Annotated in this window: 16 protein-coding genes; 15 read left to right on the top strand and 1 reads right to left on the bottom strand. The window is 43.3% G+C overall.

Annotation, left to right across the window (positions count from 1 at the left end; genetic code table 11):
- Positions 1-10 precede the first annotated feature (10 nt).
- The 14 genes from narH to modB all read left to right on the top strand — a co-directional run bounded on the left by narH (position 11) and on the right by modB (position 13,986).
- Positions 11-1,549 carry a nitrate reductase subunit beta gene (gene narH / locus H9653_RS03610; protein WP_068404987.1) on the top strand — a complete coding sequence of 513 codons (1,539 nt, stop codon included), beginning with the start codon at positions 11-13 and terminating at the stop codon, positions 1,547-1,549.
- A gap of 46 nt (positions 1,550-1,595) precedes the next feature.
- On the top strand, positions 1,596-2,405 hold the full coding sequence (gene narJ, locus H9653_RS03605) for a nitrate reductase molybdenum cofactor assembly chaperone (protein WP_225211597.1): 810 nt from the start codon (positions 1,596-1,598) through the stop codon (positions 2,403-2,405).
- A gap of 14 nt (positions 2,406-2,419) precedes the next feature.
- Positions 2,420-3,145, top strand: a complete 726-nt coding sequence (gene narI / locus H9653_RS03600) for a respiratory nitrate reductase subunit gamma (RefSeq protein ID WP_191690522.1) — start codon at positions 2,420-2,422, stop codon at positions 3,143-3,145.
- Between the two features lie 230 nt (positions 3,146-3,375).
- A complete protein-coding gene (locus tag H9653_RS03595; protein ID WP_191690520.1) occupies positions 3,376-4,557 on the top strand; it encodes a globin domain-containing protein in 1,182 nt (393 codons plus the stop codon).
- A gap of 454 nt (positions 4,558-5,011) precedes the next feature.
- Positions 5,012-5,911, top strand: a complete 900-nt coding sequence (locus tag H9653_RS03590; RefSeq protein ID WP_404814802.1) for a peptidylprolyl isomerase — start codon at positions 5,012-5,014, stop codon at positions 5,909-5,911.
- A 377-nt stretch (positions 5,912-6,288) separates the two neighbouring features.
- Positions 6,289-7,584 (top strand): molybdopterin molybdotransferase MoeA, encoded by a 1,296-nt coding sequence (locus tag H9653_RS03585; protein ID WP_191690516.1) that lies wholly within the window; start codon positions 6,289-6,291, stop codon positions 7,582-7,584.
- 272 nt (positions 7,585-7,856) lie between these two features.
- Positions 7,857-8,960, top strand: coding sequence for a GTP 3',8-cyclase MoaA (gene moaA / locus H9653_RS03580; protein WP_191690514.1), 1,104 nt, complete (start codon positions 7,857-7,859; stop codon positions 8,958-8,960).
- Positions 8,961-9,027: 67 nt separating this feature from the next.
- Entirely contained in the window at positions 9,028-9,558 is a 531-nt protein-coding gene (moaB, locus tag H9653_RS03575; protein ID WP_191690512.1) for a molybdenum cofactor biosynthesis protein B, read from the top strand.
- Between the two features lie 3 nt (positions 9,559-9,561).
- The gene (mobA, locus tag H9653_RS03570; RefSeq protein WP_191690510.1) at positions 9,562-10,347 is read left to right on the top strand and encodes a molybdenum cofactor guanylyltransferase; all 786 of its coding nucleotides are present in this window, start codon (positions 9,562-9,564) and stop codon (positions 10,345-10,347) included.
- Positions 10,348-10,452: 105 nt separating this feature from the next.
- Complete coding sequence (moaC, locus tag H9653_RS03565; RefSeq protein ID WP_191690508.1) at positions 10,453-10,998, top strand: cyclic pyranopterin monophosphate synthase MoaC; 546 nt, start codon at positions 10,453-10,455, stop codon at positions 10,996-10,998.
- 79 nt (positions 10,999-11,077) lie between these two features.
- The gene (locus H9653_RS03560; RefSeq protein ID WP_191690506.1) at positions 11,078-11,368 is read left to right on the top strand and encodes a MoaD/ThiS family protein; all 291 of its coding nucleotides are present in this window, start codon (positions 11,078-11,080) and stop codon (positions 11,366-11,368) included.
- Positions 11,369-11,502: 134 nt separating this feature from the next.
- On the top strand, positions 11,503-11,994 hold the full coding sequence (locus H9653_RS03555; RefSeq protein WP_102077822.1) for a molybdenum cofactor biosynthesis protein MoaE: 492 nt from the start codon (positions 11,503-11,505) through the stop codon (positions 11,992-11,994).
- A 174-nt stretch (positions 11,995-12,168) separates the two neighbouring features.
- Entirely contained in the window at positions 12,169-13,074 is a 906-nt protein-coding gene (modA, locus tag H9653_RS03550; RefSeq protein WP_191690504.1) for a molybdate ABC transporter substrate-binding protein, read from the top strand.
- A 210-nt stretch (positions 13,075-13,284) separates the two neighbouring features.
- Positions 13,285-13,986 (top strand): molybdate ABC transporter permease subunit, encoded by a 702-nt coding sequence (gene modB / locus H9653_RS03545; protein ID WP_191690502.1) that lies wholly within the window; start codon positions 13,285-13,287, stop codon positions 13,984-13,986.
- A gap of 49 nt (positions 13,987-14,035) precedes the next feature.
- Here the strand turns inward: modB and H9653_RS03540 are convergent, their stop codons facing one another.
- Complete coding sequence (locus H9653_RS03540; protein WP_191690500.1) at positions 14,036-15,052, bottom strand: D-cysteine desulfhydrase family protein; 1,017 nt, start codon at positions 15,050-15,052, stop codon at positions 14,036-14,038.
- Between the two features lie 960 nt (positions 15,053-16,012).
- On the opposite strand from H9653_RS03540, the gene H9653_RS03535 reads away from it, so the two are divergent.
- A complete protein-coding gene (locus H9653_RS03535) occupies positions 16,013-16,444 on the top strand; it encodes a hypothetical protein (protein ID WP_191690498.1) in 432 nt (143 codons plus the stop codon).
- Positions 16,445-16,569: the final 125 nt, after the last annotated feature.

The following is a 16,569-nucleotide window of genomic DNA, read 5'->3' as shown; positions in this document are numbered from 1 at the left end:
AGCACACCCCATGAAAATTCGTTCACAAGTCGGCATGGTGCTTAACCTCGATAAATGTATCGGTTGTCACACCTGCTCGGTCACCTGTAAAAACGTTTGGACCAGCCGTGAAGGCATGGAATACGCGTGGTTCAACAACGTTGAATCAAAGCCTGGCATTGGCTATCCCAAGGAATGGGAAAATCAAAATAAATGGAATGGCGGCTGGATACGTAATGCCAACGGCACGATAAACCCGCGTATTGGTGGCAAGTTCCGCGTCTTGGCGAATATTTTTGCCAACCCTGATTTGCCAGAGATTGATGATTATTACGAACCCTTTGATTTTGACTATCAGCACTTGCATACTGCCCCGCTCGGTAACTACTCGCCTATCGCCCGCCCGCGCTCAGCCATTACTGGCAAGCGTATGCAAAAGATTGAGTGGGGTCCGAACTGGGAAGAAATCTTAGGTTCAGAGTTTGAAAAACGCCGTAAAGACAAAAACTTTGACAATATCCAAGCCGATATTTATGGCCAGTACGAAAACACTTTTATGATGTATTTGCCGCGTTTGTGCGAGCATTGTTTGAACCCAACCTGCGTGGCGTCATGCCCGAGCGGCGCAATTTATAAGCGTGAAGAAGATGGCATTGTCTTGATTGACCAAGAAAAATGCCGCGGCTGGCGTATGTGTATCTCAGGCTGCCCGTACAAAAAGATTTACTACAACTGGAAATCGGGCAAGTCTGAGAAATGTATCTTTTGTTATCCGCGTATTGAAGCTGGTCTGCCAACGGTTTGTTCTGAAACCTGTGTTGGCCGTATCCGCTACTTAGGCGTCCTACTTTATGATGCCGACAAAATTGCCGAAGCCGCTAGCACCCCGAATGAGCAAGACCTTTATCAAGCACAGTTGGATGTCTTCTTAGATCCTAATGATCCTGCGGTCATCGCCCAAGCACTAAAAGATGGCGTACCACAATCGGTGATAGATTCAGCTCAGCGCTCGCCGGTTTATAAACTGGCGATGGATTGGAAACTTGCGCTGCCATTGCATCCTGAATACCGTACGCTACCGATGGTTTGGTATGTACCGCCATTATCACCGATTCAGAACGCCGCCGAAGCCGGTAAAGTTGGTATGGATGGTCTGATTCCGGATGTTGACAGCTTACGTATTCCGCTGCGCTATCTTGCCAATATGCTAACCGCAGGCGATGAAGAGCCAGTACGTTTGGCGCTAAAACGTCTACTTGCCATGCGCAGTTATAAGCGTATGCAATTGGTAGAAAAACAAGAAGTGCAAAGTATCTTGGACGATGTTGGTCTGACCAAACTGCAAGTAGAAGAGATGTATCGCTACTTGGCGATCGCCAATTACGAAGACCGTTTTGTCATCCCAACCGCGCACCGCGAAGAAGCTTTAAGTGACGCTTTTGCTGAGCGTAACGGTTGCGGCTTCACCTTTGGCGAAGGCTGTTCAGGACATTCTGACAACAGCATGTTTGGACAACGTAAAGCCAATCGCCGTGATTTCATCGATACCGTCCAAAAATGGGAGTCATAAGATGCAAACTACTCAATTTCCTAACAGTCATTCCGTGCATGAACCTATGACACCCCCGACTATCGGTGCTTCGGATTTGATGATTCTCAAGGTATTAAGCTTACTGATAGATTATCCAAACAATGAGCTATTTAGTGGTGATACCCTCGCCGATTGTACCGAAATTGTCGCGCGCTCGACGCTAATTAGCCCAGAAGTACGCACCCAAATCACCGACTTAATCGAAGATTTAATCGATACCGGTTGCCTTGAAGCACAAGCGCGTTATGACGGTCTGTTTGAGCGCGGTCGTTCGCTATCGCTGTGGTTGTTCGAGCACGTACACGGCGAATCGCGTGATCGCGGTCAAGCGATGGTCGATTTGATGGGTCAATATGAAGCAGCTGGTTTTGAGATTAGTGTTAAAGAATTACCCGACTATCTGCCTTTATACCTTGAGTTTTTAGCCTATCAAGCGTCGGTGATTAATGACGATATTCAGATTCGTATGGATATTGCCGATGTTAGCCATATTATCGCCCTGCTTGCTGCTCGATTAGAGGATCGCGGCAGTATTTATCAAGGCTGCTTTAATGCACTATTGCAAATCGCTGGTAAGCCACTTGCTATCGTTGAAGAGTACCAAGAGCAAATCAGCAAAGAACAGCGCGACGACACCTTTGAAGCGCTAGATAAAGAATGGGAAGAGGAAGTGGTGACGTTTTTGGATGCACAGCAAGAAGATCGCTGCCCGTCGCAAACGAGTACCCAGAATCTTGCGGCCAAAGCGGGCGTTCGAACCACTCCCGCGACAAATACGGTCGATGCCCCTGTACATTGGGTCGATTTTAAAACCAGCCAACCGGTTAAACAATAATAAGGAGAGATGACATGAATATTGCAGATCCGAGCGTACAGTCTGTCGCCAACCTCAATTGGCTACAAATCTTCCTTTTTGGTGTTTATCCGTATATTGCGTTGACCATTGCAATCATTGGTACTTGGGTACGTTTTGACTTATCTCAGTATTCATGGAAATCCGGCTCAACACAGATGCTCAGAAGCAAAAACATGCGCCTTGCCAGCAACCTCTTTCACGTTGGTATTATCGTGGTTTTGCTCGGCCATTTATTTGGGATGTTGACGCCGCACTTTCTGTACGACCGCTTTATTAGCGCCGGCAACAAGCAGATTTTAGCGGTGGTCGTCGGTGGTATCGCGGGAGTATTTTGTTGGTTTGGTCTGGTGATGCTGCTATGGCGACGCTTTACCGATGAGCGTATCTCGCACACCTCAACGTTCTCAGACAAGCTGGTACTGGTGTTGTTATTTATTCAGCTCAATCTTGGTCTAATTTCTATCTTTACTTCAGTCAAGCATTTAGATGGTTATACCATGATGAATTTGGCCGGCTGGGCACAAGATATTACCATTTTAAGACCTTGGCAGGCAGCGGCGCGTATCGAGCAAACCGACTTGATTTATCAGCTGCATATGGCACTCGGTATTACACTGATTGCGATATTCCCGTTCACACGGCTTATCCATATTATCAGTGCACCAATTTGGTATTTCGGTCGCCGTTATCAGATTGTGAGAGAGAAACGTTCGCAATAGAAACGTTCCTAATAGGAATAGCCACAATAGTGATACAGCATTCAAGTTTAGATAAAGCTACGATACCATAAGATTCATTTTTAATGAATCTTATGGTAAAATATTAATTACTAGACCGCTAAACGCTCAATCCCAGCGTTTTCTAAAGCAGTTTAATGAAGGTTATTACGCTCATACACTGAGCTAACGCTTCTAAACTTATCACTGTGTAAATCACTAAAGGATCCACCATGGCGTCACCAAAAACACTAGAGATCGTAAAAGCAACTGTTCCTGTACTTGAAGAACATGGCACAGCAATTACGACCGTCTTTTATAAAAACATGTTCAACCAACATCCTGAACTCTTAGATATCTTTAACGAAACCAACCAAAAACTAGGTCGCCAGCAGACTGCACTGGCTATGACGGTTTTGGCCGCAGCAAAGCACTTGGATAAATTGGCTGTACTACTACCACAAGTCACGCAAATCAGCCATAAACACCGCGCCTTACAAATTTTGCCAGAGCACTACCCGATTGTTGGTCATCACTTAATAGGCGCTATCAAAGAAGTATTGGGCGAAGCCGCCAACGATGACATCATCGATGCGTGGACTGAAGCCTATGATGAAATTGCTGATGTCTTTATTCAGCTAGAAAAAACCATGTATGAGCAAGAAATGTGGGAAGGCTTTGCACCGTTTAAAATCACTGAAAAAGTAGAAGCCGCGACAGATATCGCCGCCTTTACCGTCGTTCCCGCAAACGACGATATCGATTTAAGCAAATTAAGCCTGAGCGCCGGTCAATACATCACGGTCAAAGCCGACCCAGAAGACAGCGATCATCTTGCTCTACGCCATTATTCTTTATACTCAGCCACAAGCGATAAAGGCATCCAATTTGCCGTTAGACGCGACAACCGTAATGAGCATTATGGCTTGGTATCAAACCACTTACATGATCATTTAGACGTTGGCGATACGATTTTATTATCTGCCCCAGCGGGTGATTTTGAGCTCAACCAAGACTTAATTCAGCAAAATGATATTCCATTGGTACTGGTGAGCGCAGGCGTTGGCGTCACCCCGATTTTGTCGATGTTAGAGGCGCAAGTCACCGCCAATCCAAAACGTCCTATCGTTTGGGTTTATGCTTGTCAGAATAAAGAGCATCATGCCTTTGATAGTAAAGTTAACGAATTACTTGCCGCCGCCGACAACGTAGAAAAGCACATTTTTTACTTTGAATCTGGGCAAATTTTAGATGAAGCATGGCTTGCTAATTTACCGAAGCCTGCTGATATTTATGTCTGTGGTTCTATGATGTTTATGGAAAGCATTATCGATGGTCTAATGGCCTTAGACCATGGCGTTGATAGCGTTCATTATGAGCCGTTTGGCCCTAAAATGAGCCTAGAGCTGGCTTAAACTATCCATTTAATAAAGTATTGAGGGTGCGAAAAATACGCTCGATACTTTGTTAAAGAAATATAAAGTCAGTATGCAAATGCAATTGCCATAGAGTCACCTTTAAACGCTTCATTAGTGAGTAAATATTTAAAGGTGGCTCTATTTTTTTGTTTAGACTTTTACAAATAGTCTTAAGCCTTATAGTTTTCATAAAGCTTGTTTTAAAGCGAATTTTTATTAGCCATATTTTTCACAGTAACGTGATTTCGTATTTTAGAATTTCTATTACCAAAACCCTTAGTGGAGTAACGCCATGACTGTCAGTACTTATAATCCAGCCGACCATGCAAACCATCAACACACTCATGGGCATAGTGACAATCATCATGGTCATGGCAATCACGACCATGACCATCATAGTCATAGCCATAGCCATGCTCCGACGGGTCGCGGTGATGATATCTTGCGGGTTATGCCAACCTTAAATGATTTGCAAAAACCGCATTCTGACCAAGAGTTTATCGAAAAAGCCATGGCAGAAGAACGCAGCAACCATAAAAATCTGATTGCCTCTAGCCGTGATGAACTGCCATCGGTGACCGTCAATGGTGTGATGATAGATAGAACCGCGATTGCCCAAGAGCTGCAATACCACCCTGCCCCCAATAAAGAAGATGCGGTGTTTCTAGCGACGCAAGCCTTGGTGGTGCGTGAACTCTTGCGCCTTGCCGTTTTAGATGAGCCAAGCCTTGGCGAGACAGCATGGCTTGACGATGAAGAAAAAGCCATCTCTGACTTAATAGAAAAAAACGTGCAAGCAACGATGCCCGATATGGCAACCTGCGAGCGCTATTATAAGCAGAATATCACTGACTTTAAGACCGACCCTATTATGAATGTCCGTCATATTTTGTTGGCATGTCCGCCAGAAGACGGCGATGAGCGATTAAAACTTAAAAAAACCGCCTACGAATTTATCGAACAAATCAAAGATAATGTCAATCCTGATGCCGAATTTATCCAACTGGCGCGCCAGCATTCAGCTTGCCCATCAAAAGAGCAAGGCGGCGAGCTTGGTATTATTAATAAAGGTCAGACTGTACCAGAATTTGAAGGCGCGTTATTTAAAATGGATGCAGGACTGGCGCCAAGCCCTATCGAGAGCCGTTATGGTTTTCATGTTGTCGACGTGCTAACCAAAGAGCCTGGCATTCAGATGACTTATGAGCAAGTCAGCCCTGCGATTCATAATAAGCTGAGCCAACAAGCGTTTCATCAATCCTTGTGCGATTACTTATTTACCTTAGCAAACGATGCCGATATCGAAGGTATCGAGATGTCGCTTGAACAAGAAAACATATTCCGCGGCTAAACAATCTATTTTCATTCAATTAATTTTCATATGATAAAGCCGCATTATGATAGGTAGTGATGATATAAAATAGCTCGTATGGTATAACGTATCTTGTTAGGTTATACCATCTCGATAGCTAGATGACTTTAGGGCGTGTCTTCATTTTAAAAATGGTGATAAAAATGAGATAAATTGCAGTCAAACAAGGAAAATAGCGCCGTTAATATCGGGATATTACCTAGCTATTTGATGAAGTTTGGCAAAATTTAGCCATTTTTAGCCCATTTAGATGTCCATCGATTGAATTGAAGACACGCCCTAGTCGTTGTATAAGCTAAATGGCTATCTCAGTTCAATATCAGTTCAATATATATAAATAAAATAAGTAGGGATTTATGATTACTGTCGCAGGGCTTACCGCAAAAATAACGCAGCGTATAGAAACGTATAATAATGACGATTTTCCGCTCAGCAAAAGAGACGTCGTAAGCTACGATTTATTAGACAGTCGCAATCATATCTTGGCAAAAGATATCGTCTCGCCGTTTGCTGTCCCTAGACAAAATCTGTCGGCGATGGATGGTTATGCGTTGGCACAAGGCAGTACGCTTGACGCCGAAAGCACGATTGCGATCGTCGGTGAGTCGCAAGCGGGCAGTCCTTATCGTGGTGACATTGTCGCAGGACAAGGGGTGCGCATCTTTACGGGTGCCGTCGTTCCTGACAGCTGCGATACGGTCGTCATGCAAGAAAACACCAATTTTGCCGCTATAAAAGACCGTATTGATAAATCAAAGCCTTATGATATGACGCTTAGCAAAACTGCTAAGGCTAATGACAATATCCGTAAGCAAGGCGAAGAGATTGAAGCTAAGGATGTGGTATTACAAAAAGGTAAACGCTTAAATCCTACTGATATCAGCCTATTAGCGAATTTGGGTTTTGATAAAGTCGATGTTTATCAGCCTTTAATCGTTGGTGTACTCGCGACGGGCGATGAATTGGTGGCGATTGGCAATGAGCTGACCAGCCTAGCGCAAATCTATAATTCCAACACCCCGACGCTAAAAACCTTACTCTCAAGCTTACCCGTCACTGTCCGCGATTATGGCATCATTGCTGATGATTTAGATAAAACGACCGCTGCCGTAACCCAAGCGATGCAAGAGTGCGACGTCCTTATCTCTACCGCTGGCGTATCGGTTGGTGACTATGACTTTTTAACCACCGTCATTGAGCAGCTGGGGCAGATTAATCATTATAAAGTCGCCATGAAACCCGGCAAACCGTTTGTCTTTGGCGAGCTGACGCAAAATCTTGCCAAGCCGGTACTATACTTTGGTTTACCCGGCAATCCCCTATCAACTGTCGTTGGCAGCTTACAATTTGTCATTCCCGCTTTGTGGCAAATGGCAGGCGCTGCACCACAAGAGCGACCCATGCAGCTTAGCCTGACCGCTACCCTTAAAAACGATATCAAAAAATCAGCCGGACGGATGGACTTTCAAAGGGGCATTATGTCGCGGAATGCAGCTGGTGAGTTTGAAGTAGAAAGCTTTAGCAAGCAGCAATCGCACCGTATCAAACAGCTGAGCCACGCCAATTGCTTTATTGTCTTGGCGCAAGATTCTGGCAATGTAGCCGCTGGCGAGCAAGTATTGGTTCAGCCTTTTCCTTGGTTATATAGCTAAACGCTGTGTTATTAATAAGGACTGCACTATTAATCCTTACATAGCGGATTAATGGTTACATAGTTAATAACTCTTTATGCCATTAATCGTGAGAAACTGAGGCTTTGCTATCAAATGCTATCTACTACTTTGGTGGTAGTTTTTAGCTTACTTACGGTGAATGGTTATTTGCGCGCAAGCTGTCATAATTAACTATAAATGGAATTTCCCACTCACAACCTGAGGCAACGCCTAAAAGTACACACTATACTTAATATTAATGGTAATCATCTATGAACCATCTTGCCCCCAACGCAGGCAATGTGCAATTGTACTCGCCTGCCGCTGCACCTGCTATTTTTGACGGTGACTTGTCGTCGACAACGGCTCTCTCGTCAACGTATTCTCCGGTCACGCTCTCTCAACCATTAACCGATGGTTTCGCACGACGTCTTACCTATTTGCGTTTATCGATTACTGATTTCTGTAATTTTCGCTGTGAATATTGCCTGCCAGATGGCTATCAAGGTAAACCCCCACAAAACGAACTCAGCGTCACGGAAATTGCTACCCTAATCCGCGGCTTTGCCCAAGTTGGCACCAAAAAAGTTAGGATTACCGGCGGTGAGCCCTCTATACGCCGTGACGTGGTAGACATTATTAAAACCATCAAAAACACCGAAGGTATTGAAACGGTTGCTATGACCAGCAATGGCTATAAGCTTGGCAAGCATTTGGCTGCTTGGCAAGCGGCTGGACTGAATCAAATCAATATCAGTATGGACAGCTTTGATGCCGCAACCTTCCATAAAATGACTGGCTTTGATATGTTGCCGCAGCTGTTGGCTGATATGGATACTCTGCTTGCGACCACAGATATTAAGCTAAAGATTAACAGTATTTTAATGGCAGAAACCGCCTTTGAAAATCTGATGAATGCGATCGACTATGTCAAAGATAGAGCTGTTACTTACCGCTTTATTGAATTTATGCAGACTAGTGACAACAGCGATTTGTTTTTTGCCCAGCACGCACAGTCTGACATCATCACCAATTATCTAATCAAGCACGGCTGGCAAACCCATGTGCGTGGCAGCAATGACGGTCCAGCGATAGAATATAGCCATCCAGATTATAAAGGCCGTATCGGCATGATAGCCCCTTATGCTGCCCATTTCTGTGACAGCTGCAATCGTCTGCGGGTCAGCAGTCAAGGCAAGGTGCATCTGTGTCTATTCGACCAAGGTAATTACGATATTCGTCAGCATCTAGAACAAGATGATGTCGCAGGGCTTGTGAATATCCTGCACAGCTTTATGCCAATTAAACCTGAGCATCATCATCTTCATGAATCAAACAGCGGCATGATGAATAATTTGTCGATGATTGGAGGTTAGAATCAAAAATATACTAATAATCAAATTTTTCATTTTTTACCACAAGCGTATTTATTAAGGAACATTCATGAGTAAGCTGCAAGCACCCTTTACCCCGCTTAATATCGCCATCCTAACGGTTTCTGACAGTCGTACTCTTGCAGAAGATACTTCAGGGCAATATTTGGTCGACCAACTGACCGCAGCAGGGCATCAACTTGCCGACCGTCAGCTGATTATTGATGATATTTATAAAATCAGAGCCGTCATTAGTAACTGGATTGCCGACCCAGATGTGCACGCTATTATCACCACGGGCGGTACTGGTTTTTATATCCGCGACAGTATGCCAGAAGCGGTTGGCGTCTTGTTTGATAAATCGGTTGATGGCTTTGGCGAGATGTTCCGCTTAATCTCAAAAGACGATATCGGCATGTCTACCATCCAATCTCGCGCCGTGGCTGGTATGGCAAACGGTACGGGCATCTTCTGCCTGCCCGGTTCATCAGGTGCTTGCCGCACTGCGTGGGAAGGTATCTTACAAGAGCAGCTCGATAGTCGCACACGCCCTTGTAACTTTGTGCCACACTTTATGCGCACCAACCCAGGTCACGATTAGTTCATGCTAGAAGTTGCAGACAGCTCAGCCCAAGCAGATGAACTCAGCCGCTTAGCCGGTATCGTTATTTTAGCAGGCGGCGCCTCCAAACGTATGGGTTCGCCAAAAGCTGAGCTTATCTTGCCAACGGGTGAGCGTTTGCTTGATTATCATGTCAGACAAGCGCTTAAATTAAGCGCTGCGATGATGAGCGATCTACCTATTATGATTGCCGATAATGGACGTGGTTTTAGCGTCAATGCAGATTTGCCTAAAAAAGAAGCGCAGTCGTCAGTTTTTTATATTGAGGACTATCTTTCGGTTGATAATATTTCGGTTAACAACATCTCTAGCAATGAGTTTTCTATTAGGCATAATAAACCGATTGAAACCGGCGGCGCGTTGGTGGCGATTGAAGCAGCGCTACAATCATTAAAACGTTTGGCAAGTTCAAATTCATTAACGAGAGACGCAAACTGGCAACAATCTTGGCTGCTGGTCATTAGCTGTGATAGCTTGATTCCTATCAGCGATTTATGGCAAAAACTGCAACCTTATATCACGCAGGCTGATGATAAATCTGTCATTTGCCTAACCGATGACAGCCATTTATATCCATTATTAGGTTTATATCGTTTAAGTATTGAGTCTGAGTTAAAGCAGTATATTGATGACGGACAGCGGCAAGTAATGAAGCTTATTAAGCCGATTGTGCAGCCTGTACCCTTTACCCAAGTATGGCAAGCGTTAACCAATTTTAATACGCCTAAAGATTTTGCAAGTGCTTGTTTAGCCTTAAATAACTTATAAAAAGGTTTAGTTAAAGGTTTGGTTAAAGAAAGTAACTTTAAGAAAAATGAGCCATTTAATAAGCACTGTATTTAAGAAAAACGAGCCATTTAAGAGACATAAAAAATGAATAGCGATAGTCAAAAAGACAACAACCAAGCGACCAAACAAGCAACTAAGCAACCAAGTAACCAATCTGGCTTATCGCATTTAGATAGCGACGGTGATATCACCATGGTTGATGTGAGTGGTAAAACGGCCAGTACCAGAGAAGCACATGCAAGCGGACAAGTGGTTTTTCCTGCAGATATCTATACGCAAATTAAAGCCGCGGATGGCATGACCAAAAAAGGCAGCATCACTCAAACCGCTCATATTGCTGGTATCATGGCAGCCAAACGTACCCATGACCTCATTCCACTTTGTCACCCCTTGCCCTTGGATAAAATTGGTCTAAGCTTTGCATACGATGATGCCAACCATAGCATTACTGTGACCGCCACCGTGAAAGTCACCCACAAAACTGGGGTAGAAATGGAAGCATTAACCGCCGTTAGTGTCGCCTGCTTAACCATTTATGATATGACTAAAGCCATCTCGCATGACATTGTGATTGATAATATTCATCTTATGAAAAAAACCGGCGGTAAATCCGATTATCAGCATAAGTAAGAGTGATTTGAAAAAGTAAAGTTCTGAAAAGCCTAACGTTAGACAGTGAATAACCAGTTTATCAATAAGGGAGATTGCTATGAGCACCTTAGTAGAAAGCAATACAGACTCTAAATTAGAAACTATGATGAATATTAGCGTCTTATATTTTGCCAGCTTAGCCGATGAAGCCAATTGTCACGAAGAAAAAATCACGGTGCCACAGTCGACTTCATTAACTGAGCTATATGAGCAGCTGCGCCAAAAACATCGCTTCAGTCGTCCGCAGTCGGAGCTACGGGTGGCGGTAAATGACTATTTTGCTAAGTGGACGGATGAGATTTATGACGGCGATAGCGTGGTTTTTATCACGCCAGTGGCTGGTGGTTAATTTAACATAGCTTTTTATTAACCTACTTATTTATCCTTTTTTATGAATTCACTTTTTATGAGCGCCGTAACTTTACGCGATGCTTAAAGTTAAAAATCTCGTTATACAATATTGTTAAATAATAGGCAGAAAAAATGACAGACAACGTACATGGGCAATCTATGAGTATCAAACGTAGCATCGATGAAGCGTACCTCATCGCTGAACGTGATGGTTTTGCGCTGTTAGATACCGATATTGACGAAAGTCGCCTTAAAAAGACGCTCGATAATGACAGCTGCGGCGCCTTTGTCTGCTTTGAAGGCCGCGTACGCAATCATAATAATGCCACGAGTGTTAATCGTCTAACCTACTATGGCTATGAAGATTTGGCCATCAATCAAGGCCGAGCCATCATTGAAGAAGCCAAAAAGCGTTTTGAGATTCTCGATGCCATTGCTATCCATCGCATTGGCGCGTTAGAGATTGGCGATGTGGCAGTTTGGGTTGGTGTGGTTTCTGCCCATCGCTATCCTGCTTTTGACGCTTGCCGCTGGATATTAGATACGATTAAAGCCGATATTCCGGTGTGGAAACAAGAATATTACCAAGATGATTCTTCAAAATGGCTGAGTAATAATGGCTAATTAACGGTTAATTAATGACGACTCACTCAATAACATTGATGAAAAATATGTAGTCGTGATATGCATATCGTTTAGAAAACAATTAAGCCAATAACTATAAATAACTGATATATACTGCAAAATTATTAATTCTTACTGACTATTGTTCCTTTTTTAAAGTAGAGGATTTAGGTTATGCTATCAAAATCATCAAATGCTCAGCATCAACCCATTACCAATTTGTCTTATTTAAAACGGTCTAAATCGATAGCAATATTGGGCGCATCCGCGTGCTTGGCTTTGACGTTAGGCGCTTGTAGCCAAGAAAACAGCCCTAATGAAACGGCGACCGTTGCAGAAAACGCACCACAGACCACTCAACCTAGTGAAGCCATTCGTATTGCTGCCGCCGCCAATTTATCAGACGTATTGCCTGAAATCATCGAAGGCTATAAAAAAGATAAGAACCTGCCGAATCAAGAGATCGAAGTTACCTTTGCTTCTTCAGGTAAACTATATTCGCAAATCACTGCCGGCGCACCTTACGATATTTTTTTAGCCGCCAACCAAGAGTTCCCCGCTAAACTGGTCGATGAGATGTTTAAAGGTGACAGCAGCCATACGCCGTTTACCTATACTCAAGGTCAACTCTCCATTTATAGCGCGACCAAGCCGGTTGATAGTTTGAATCAGAGTACACTGACGGAGCTATTAAAGCGTGATGACAAGACGAAAATTACTATTGCCAACCCTGAGCTTGCGCCTTACGGCGAATCTGCCAAGGCTTATTTACAAGCACAAAACCTTTACGACTCTCTAACGGCACAAAAGCGCATCATTCAGGCGGAAAATATTGGCCAAGCTTTTCAATATGCCCACACAGGTAATGTCGATTATGGCTTTGTCGCCCAGTCGCAAGTGACCGCCATCAAAGCGACGCCCGAGCAATTTTATATTTTACCAGCCGACTCTTATCCTGCTATCCTGCAGGACGGTATCGTCATTACCGATGGTGCTAGCGCAGCAGATTTTACTGATTACCTGCGCTCGCCTGCTGGACAGGCTTATTTTGCTAAAGCAGGTTATTTGGCTGTTAAGTAGCTTGTTTGTAGCAATCTATCGAGAGAATAAGTACGGCTTAGGTTTGCTCAAGTGAATACTTTAGCCCTTTGATAAGCTTGCCTGCGTGAAATAAGTGAAATGTGACATAAGTGACACGTTATCAAGGCAAGCGATCTATAAATAAAGTAGCAGCATAAATAATGTCCTATCAGCGGCGCACTGGATAAAAGGTAGATAGATAATCACGCTATGATGTCCCAGTTTCTTATCTCAGACATGCTGCTGCCGGTATGGGTAAGCATCAAGCTTGCCAGCATTACCACCCTTTGCTTATTGTTATTTGCAACGCCACTCGCCTATTGGCTTGCCAAGCCTAGCCGCGGAAATGTCGCTGGGCGTATAAAGATTCTATTGATGGGTATTATTGCGATGCCGCTTGTTTTACCGCCTACCGTCATTGGTTTTTATTTATTATTATTGCTAAGCCCGAGCGTCGGTATTGGTCAATGGCTTATCGAGCATAATATCAGCCCTTTGGTTTTTACCTTTGAAGGGCTGGTAATTGGCTCTATCATCTACTCCTTACCCTTTTATATTCAGCCCGTCTATGCTCAGTTTTTGCGTATTCCCCAAAGCGTCATGGAAGTGGCAAGCTTATTAGAGCCTAGCCGTCTTAGACGTTTTATAAAAATTGTCCTACCGCAAGCGCGCATTGGCATCATTCTAGGCGGCTTAATCAGTTTTGCGCATACCATTGGCGAATTTGGCGTGGTACTGATGATAGGTGGCAGCATTTCAGGTGAGACCAAGGTTGTCTCTATTGCGATATATGAGCAAGTAGAGGCGCTAAATTATGAAGCAGCGCACCTGATGTCGGGGATTCTTATTATTATGGGTATTATTATGGTGGCGCTGATTGCTGCTGTCAGTCGGCTTAATCAGCGCCCGTAAGCACTTGTTTTATCAACCAATAACAAGTCAAATTTCTTGTTGTAAGGAATCAAACTTCTTGCTTACTGCTTTTTTTCGCCAAATCCAAATCGTTGCCATAAGCAAATAAAGCCGGCGCACCGCCAGTATGCCAAAACAACACACTATCAGTTTTCTTAATCTTCCCCGTACGAATCATATCGGTAAGCCCGCCCATCGCGCGACCAGTATAAACAGGGTCGACCAATATCCCTTCTGTTTGCGCCGTCAAAGCGATCGCCTCATTTTCTAATGCGCCCACTACGCCATAGCCTTCACCAACATAATCAGAGTTAAGAATCAAGTCTGACGCGGTAAATTCATAATCTGTATTGATTAATTTTGCCGTATTATTAGCAAGCGCCAAAGTATATTGATCAAAGGCGACTTTATCGGTTTCGCCTTTATCAATATTGATGCCAACGATTTGATAAGGTGAGTTAAAGATTTTGTTGCCAAGCATTAAGCCCGCTTGCGTGCCGCCAGAGCTTGAGGCAAACACGATGTGGGTCAAGGAGAAGCCCATGCTTTGACGCTGCGATTCTAGCTCTTTAAACGCCTCTACAAAGGCTAACGCCCCAAGCTCGCTTGAACCACCGTACGGCACCACGTAGACGTTTTTACCTTGGTTGGTTAATTGCTCAACGATGCGAGGAATATCCTCGCCTTTGCGATGATTGCCTGCCCAGTGGATATGGCAACCAAACAGCTTATCTAGCAAGAGATTCCCATTTGCCTGCTCCGGCTCTTCGCCGCCTAAGACTAAATGACACTCCAGTCCTAAGCTTGCCGCCGCTGCTGCTGTCTGACGGCAATGGTTTGACTGTATCGCGCCCGCAGTGATGATGGTATCGGCACCTTTGGCGAGCGCGTCACCGAGGATAAATTCAAGCTTACGAGTTTTATTGCCACCCAATGCCAGCCCCGTATTGTCATCTCTTTTCATATAGATTTTGGGACCGCCCAAGGCTGCACTCAATCGTTTCAGCTCAACCAGAGGGGTTGGAAAAAAGCCTAGCAGCTCTCTAGGTATGTGGTTATATTCCATGTTATTTTCTATCCCTATTATCAATAGCCATGTAGAAATTATCTGTTAGCACAGCATACAATAGAAATATAAGTCACGCCGCTACTATTTAAAACGAGCAGACACAAAAAAACCTCAAACAATCTAATGTTTGAGGCGAAACTTGCTTAGACTTAACAGTCTAAATTCGTTTTAAATATGGCGCAGCGGACGGGACTCGAACCCGCGACCCCCGGCGTGACAGGCTAGAACCACTATATTTCATTAAGTGATATTAAGCTATATTAACCTATGAAGTATTATGAAATAAGGGCTATAGGTATTATTCTGCTGAGACGTTTAGCGTATTTTAACACATTTTAGTAAGAGTAAGAAATATATTTTGGTCACCCAATAGGTTCAATTACTAGGCTTTATATAAACAAAAAAGTTTAATAATTGAACCTATAAAATTTATATAGAGTATTTAGAATTTAATACTAGAGGATAGTGAGGGCTTAAGAGTAAGAGTTATTTTACTCCTGGAAATTTTATCGCCCTCCTTTTTATAATATCTGTATTTCTAAAATACTGTTATGTTATTGATTTTTACGGCTAGGTCGCAAGTAAAGTTGGATTTATATGATGAATATGCAATACTAAATATCACTTTTTTTAAAGCCCATCTACACAGCGCTAAAAAAAGTGAGCAAGCTATACCGATGCACATAGGCAACATTAGTGGTTTTTATCTGATAGATATAACATCCTATGGTTTATGCGGATCATATTAACTGTGCTATAAGTACCGCTAAGGTATGACTTTCACCTAAAGCTCATAATGTTTATATCATCTTGCTTTAGATTTAATACCTTATTTGATCCTCTATCGTAATTTTTAATACACTACCAACTCTTCTCTTCATAAGAACCTTAGGTGCGATAGCCTAATTCTTTTTGATGTATTTAAAGTGTTGGAATATGCTATGGAGAGATGCATTCATGGGTAAGAAAAATAATTTACATGTTGCAAGTAGTACGCCTATCGGCGGTGGCGCAGTGGTAGTAGATCGCGGCGGTGCAGCCATACTAGAGAGAATGAGATACAACCAACAATATCGTGAGAATGTTGCGGCTCGCGGTCAAATCATTGCGGATATTTCTAATGCAAACCACTATAGAGAGATGATGAATATCATTTCTGAGCGTGAATACGGCAATAAAAAGACTTCACGCCGTTTAGAGGTTATGCCTGAATTACATCTACTGGTTGAAATTAGAGAAATCTTATCTAGAGGTGCTTTTCCAAAATATTATTATGATAAGAATGGCTCACGTATCACCCGCATGGTTGATAAGAACGCCTATAGTCATCTTGAGGCTGGCGAGTATTGTTTCTATCTAAAAGCGAAAGAGGACTCCACCCGACATTAGGGTGGAGGTGAATTTCGCCTAGTGTTTATTATATTTTTATACAAATTAACCCCACTCTCAACTTGTTTTTCTAAGGTATTGGTTTACTTAGTTTTTAAAATTTCAGTTAAAACAATTAGAATTTT

Origin of the sequence: Psychrobacter communis, from assembly GCF_014836505.1 — a bacterium.
Classification (GTDB): domain Bacteria; phylum Pseudomonadota; class Gammaproteobacteria; order Pseudomonadales; family Moraxellaceae; genus Psychrobacter; species Psychrobacter faecalis.
The sequence above is the reverse complement of the archived record's forward strand: the minus strand, read 5'-3'. Positions and strand labels throughout refer to the sequence as shown.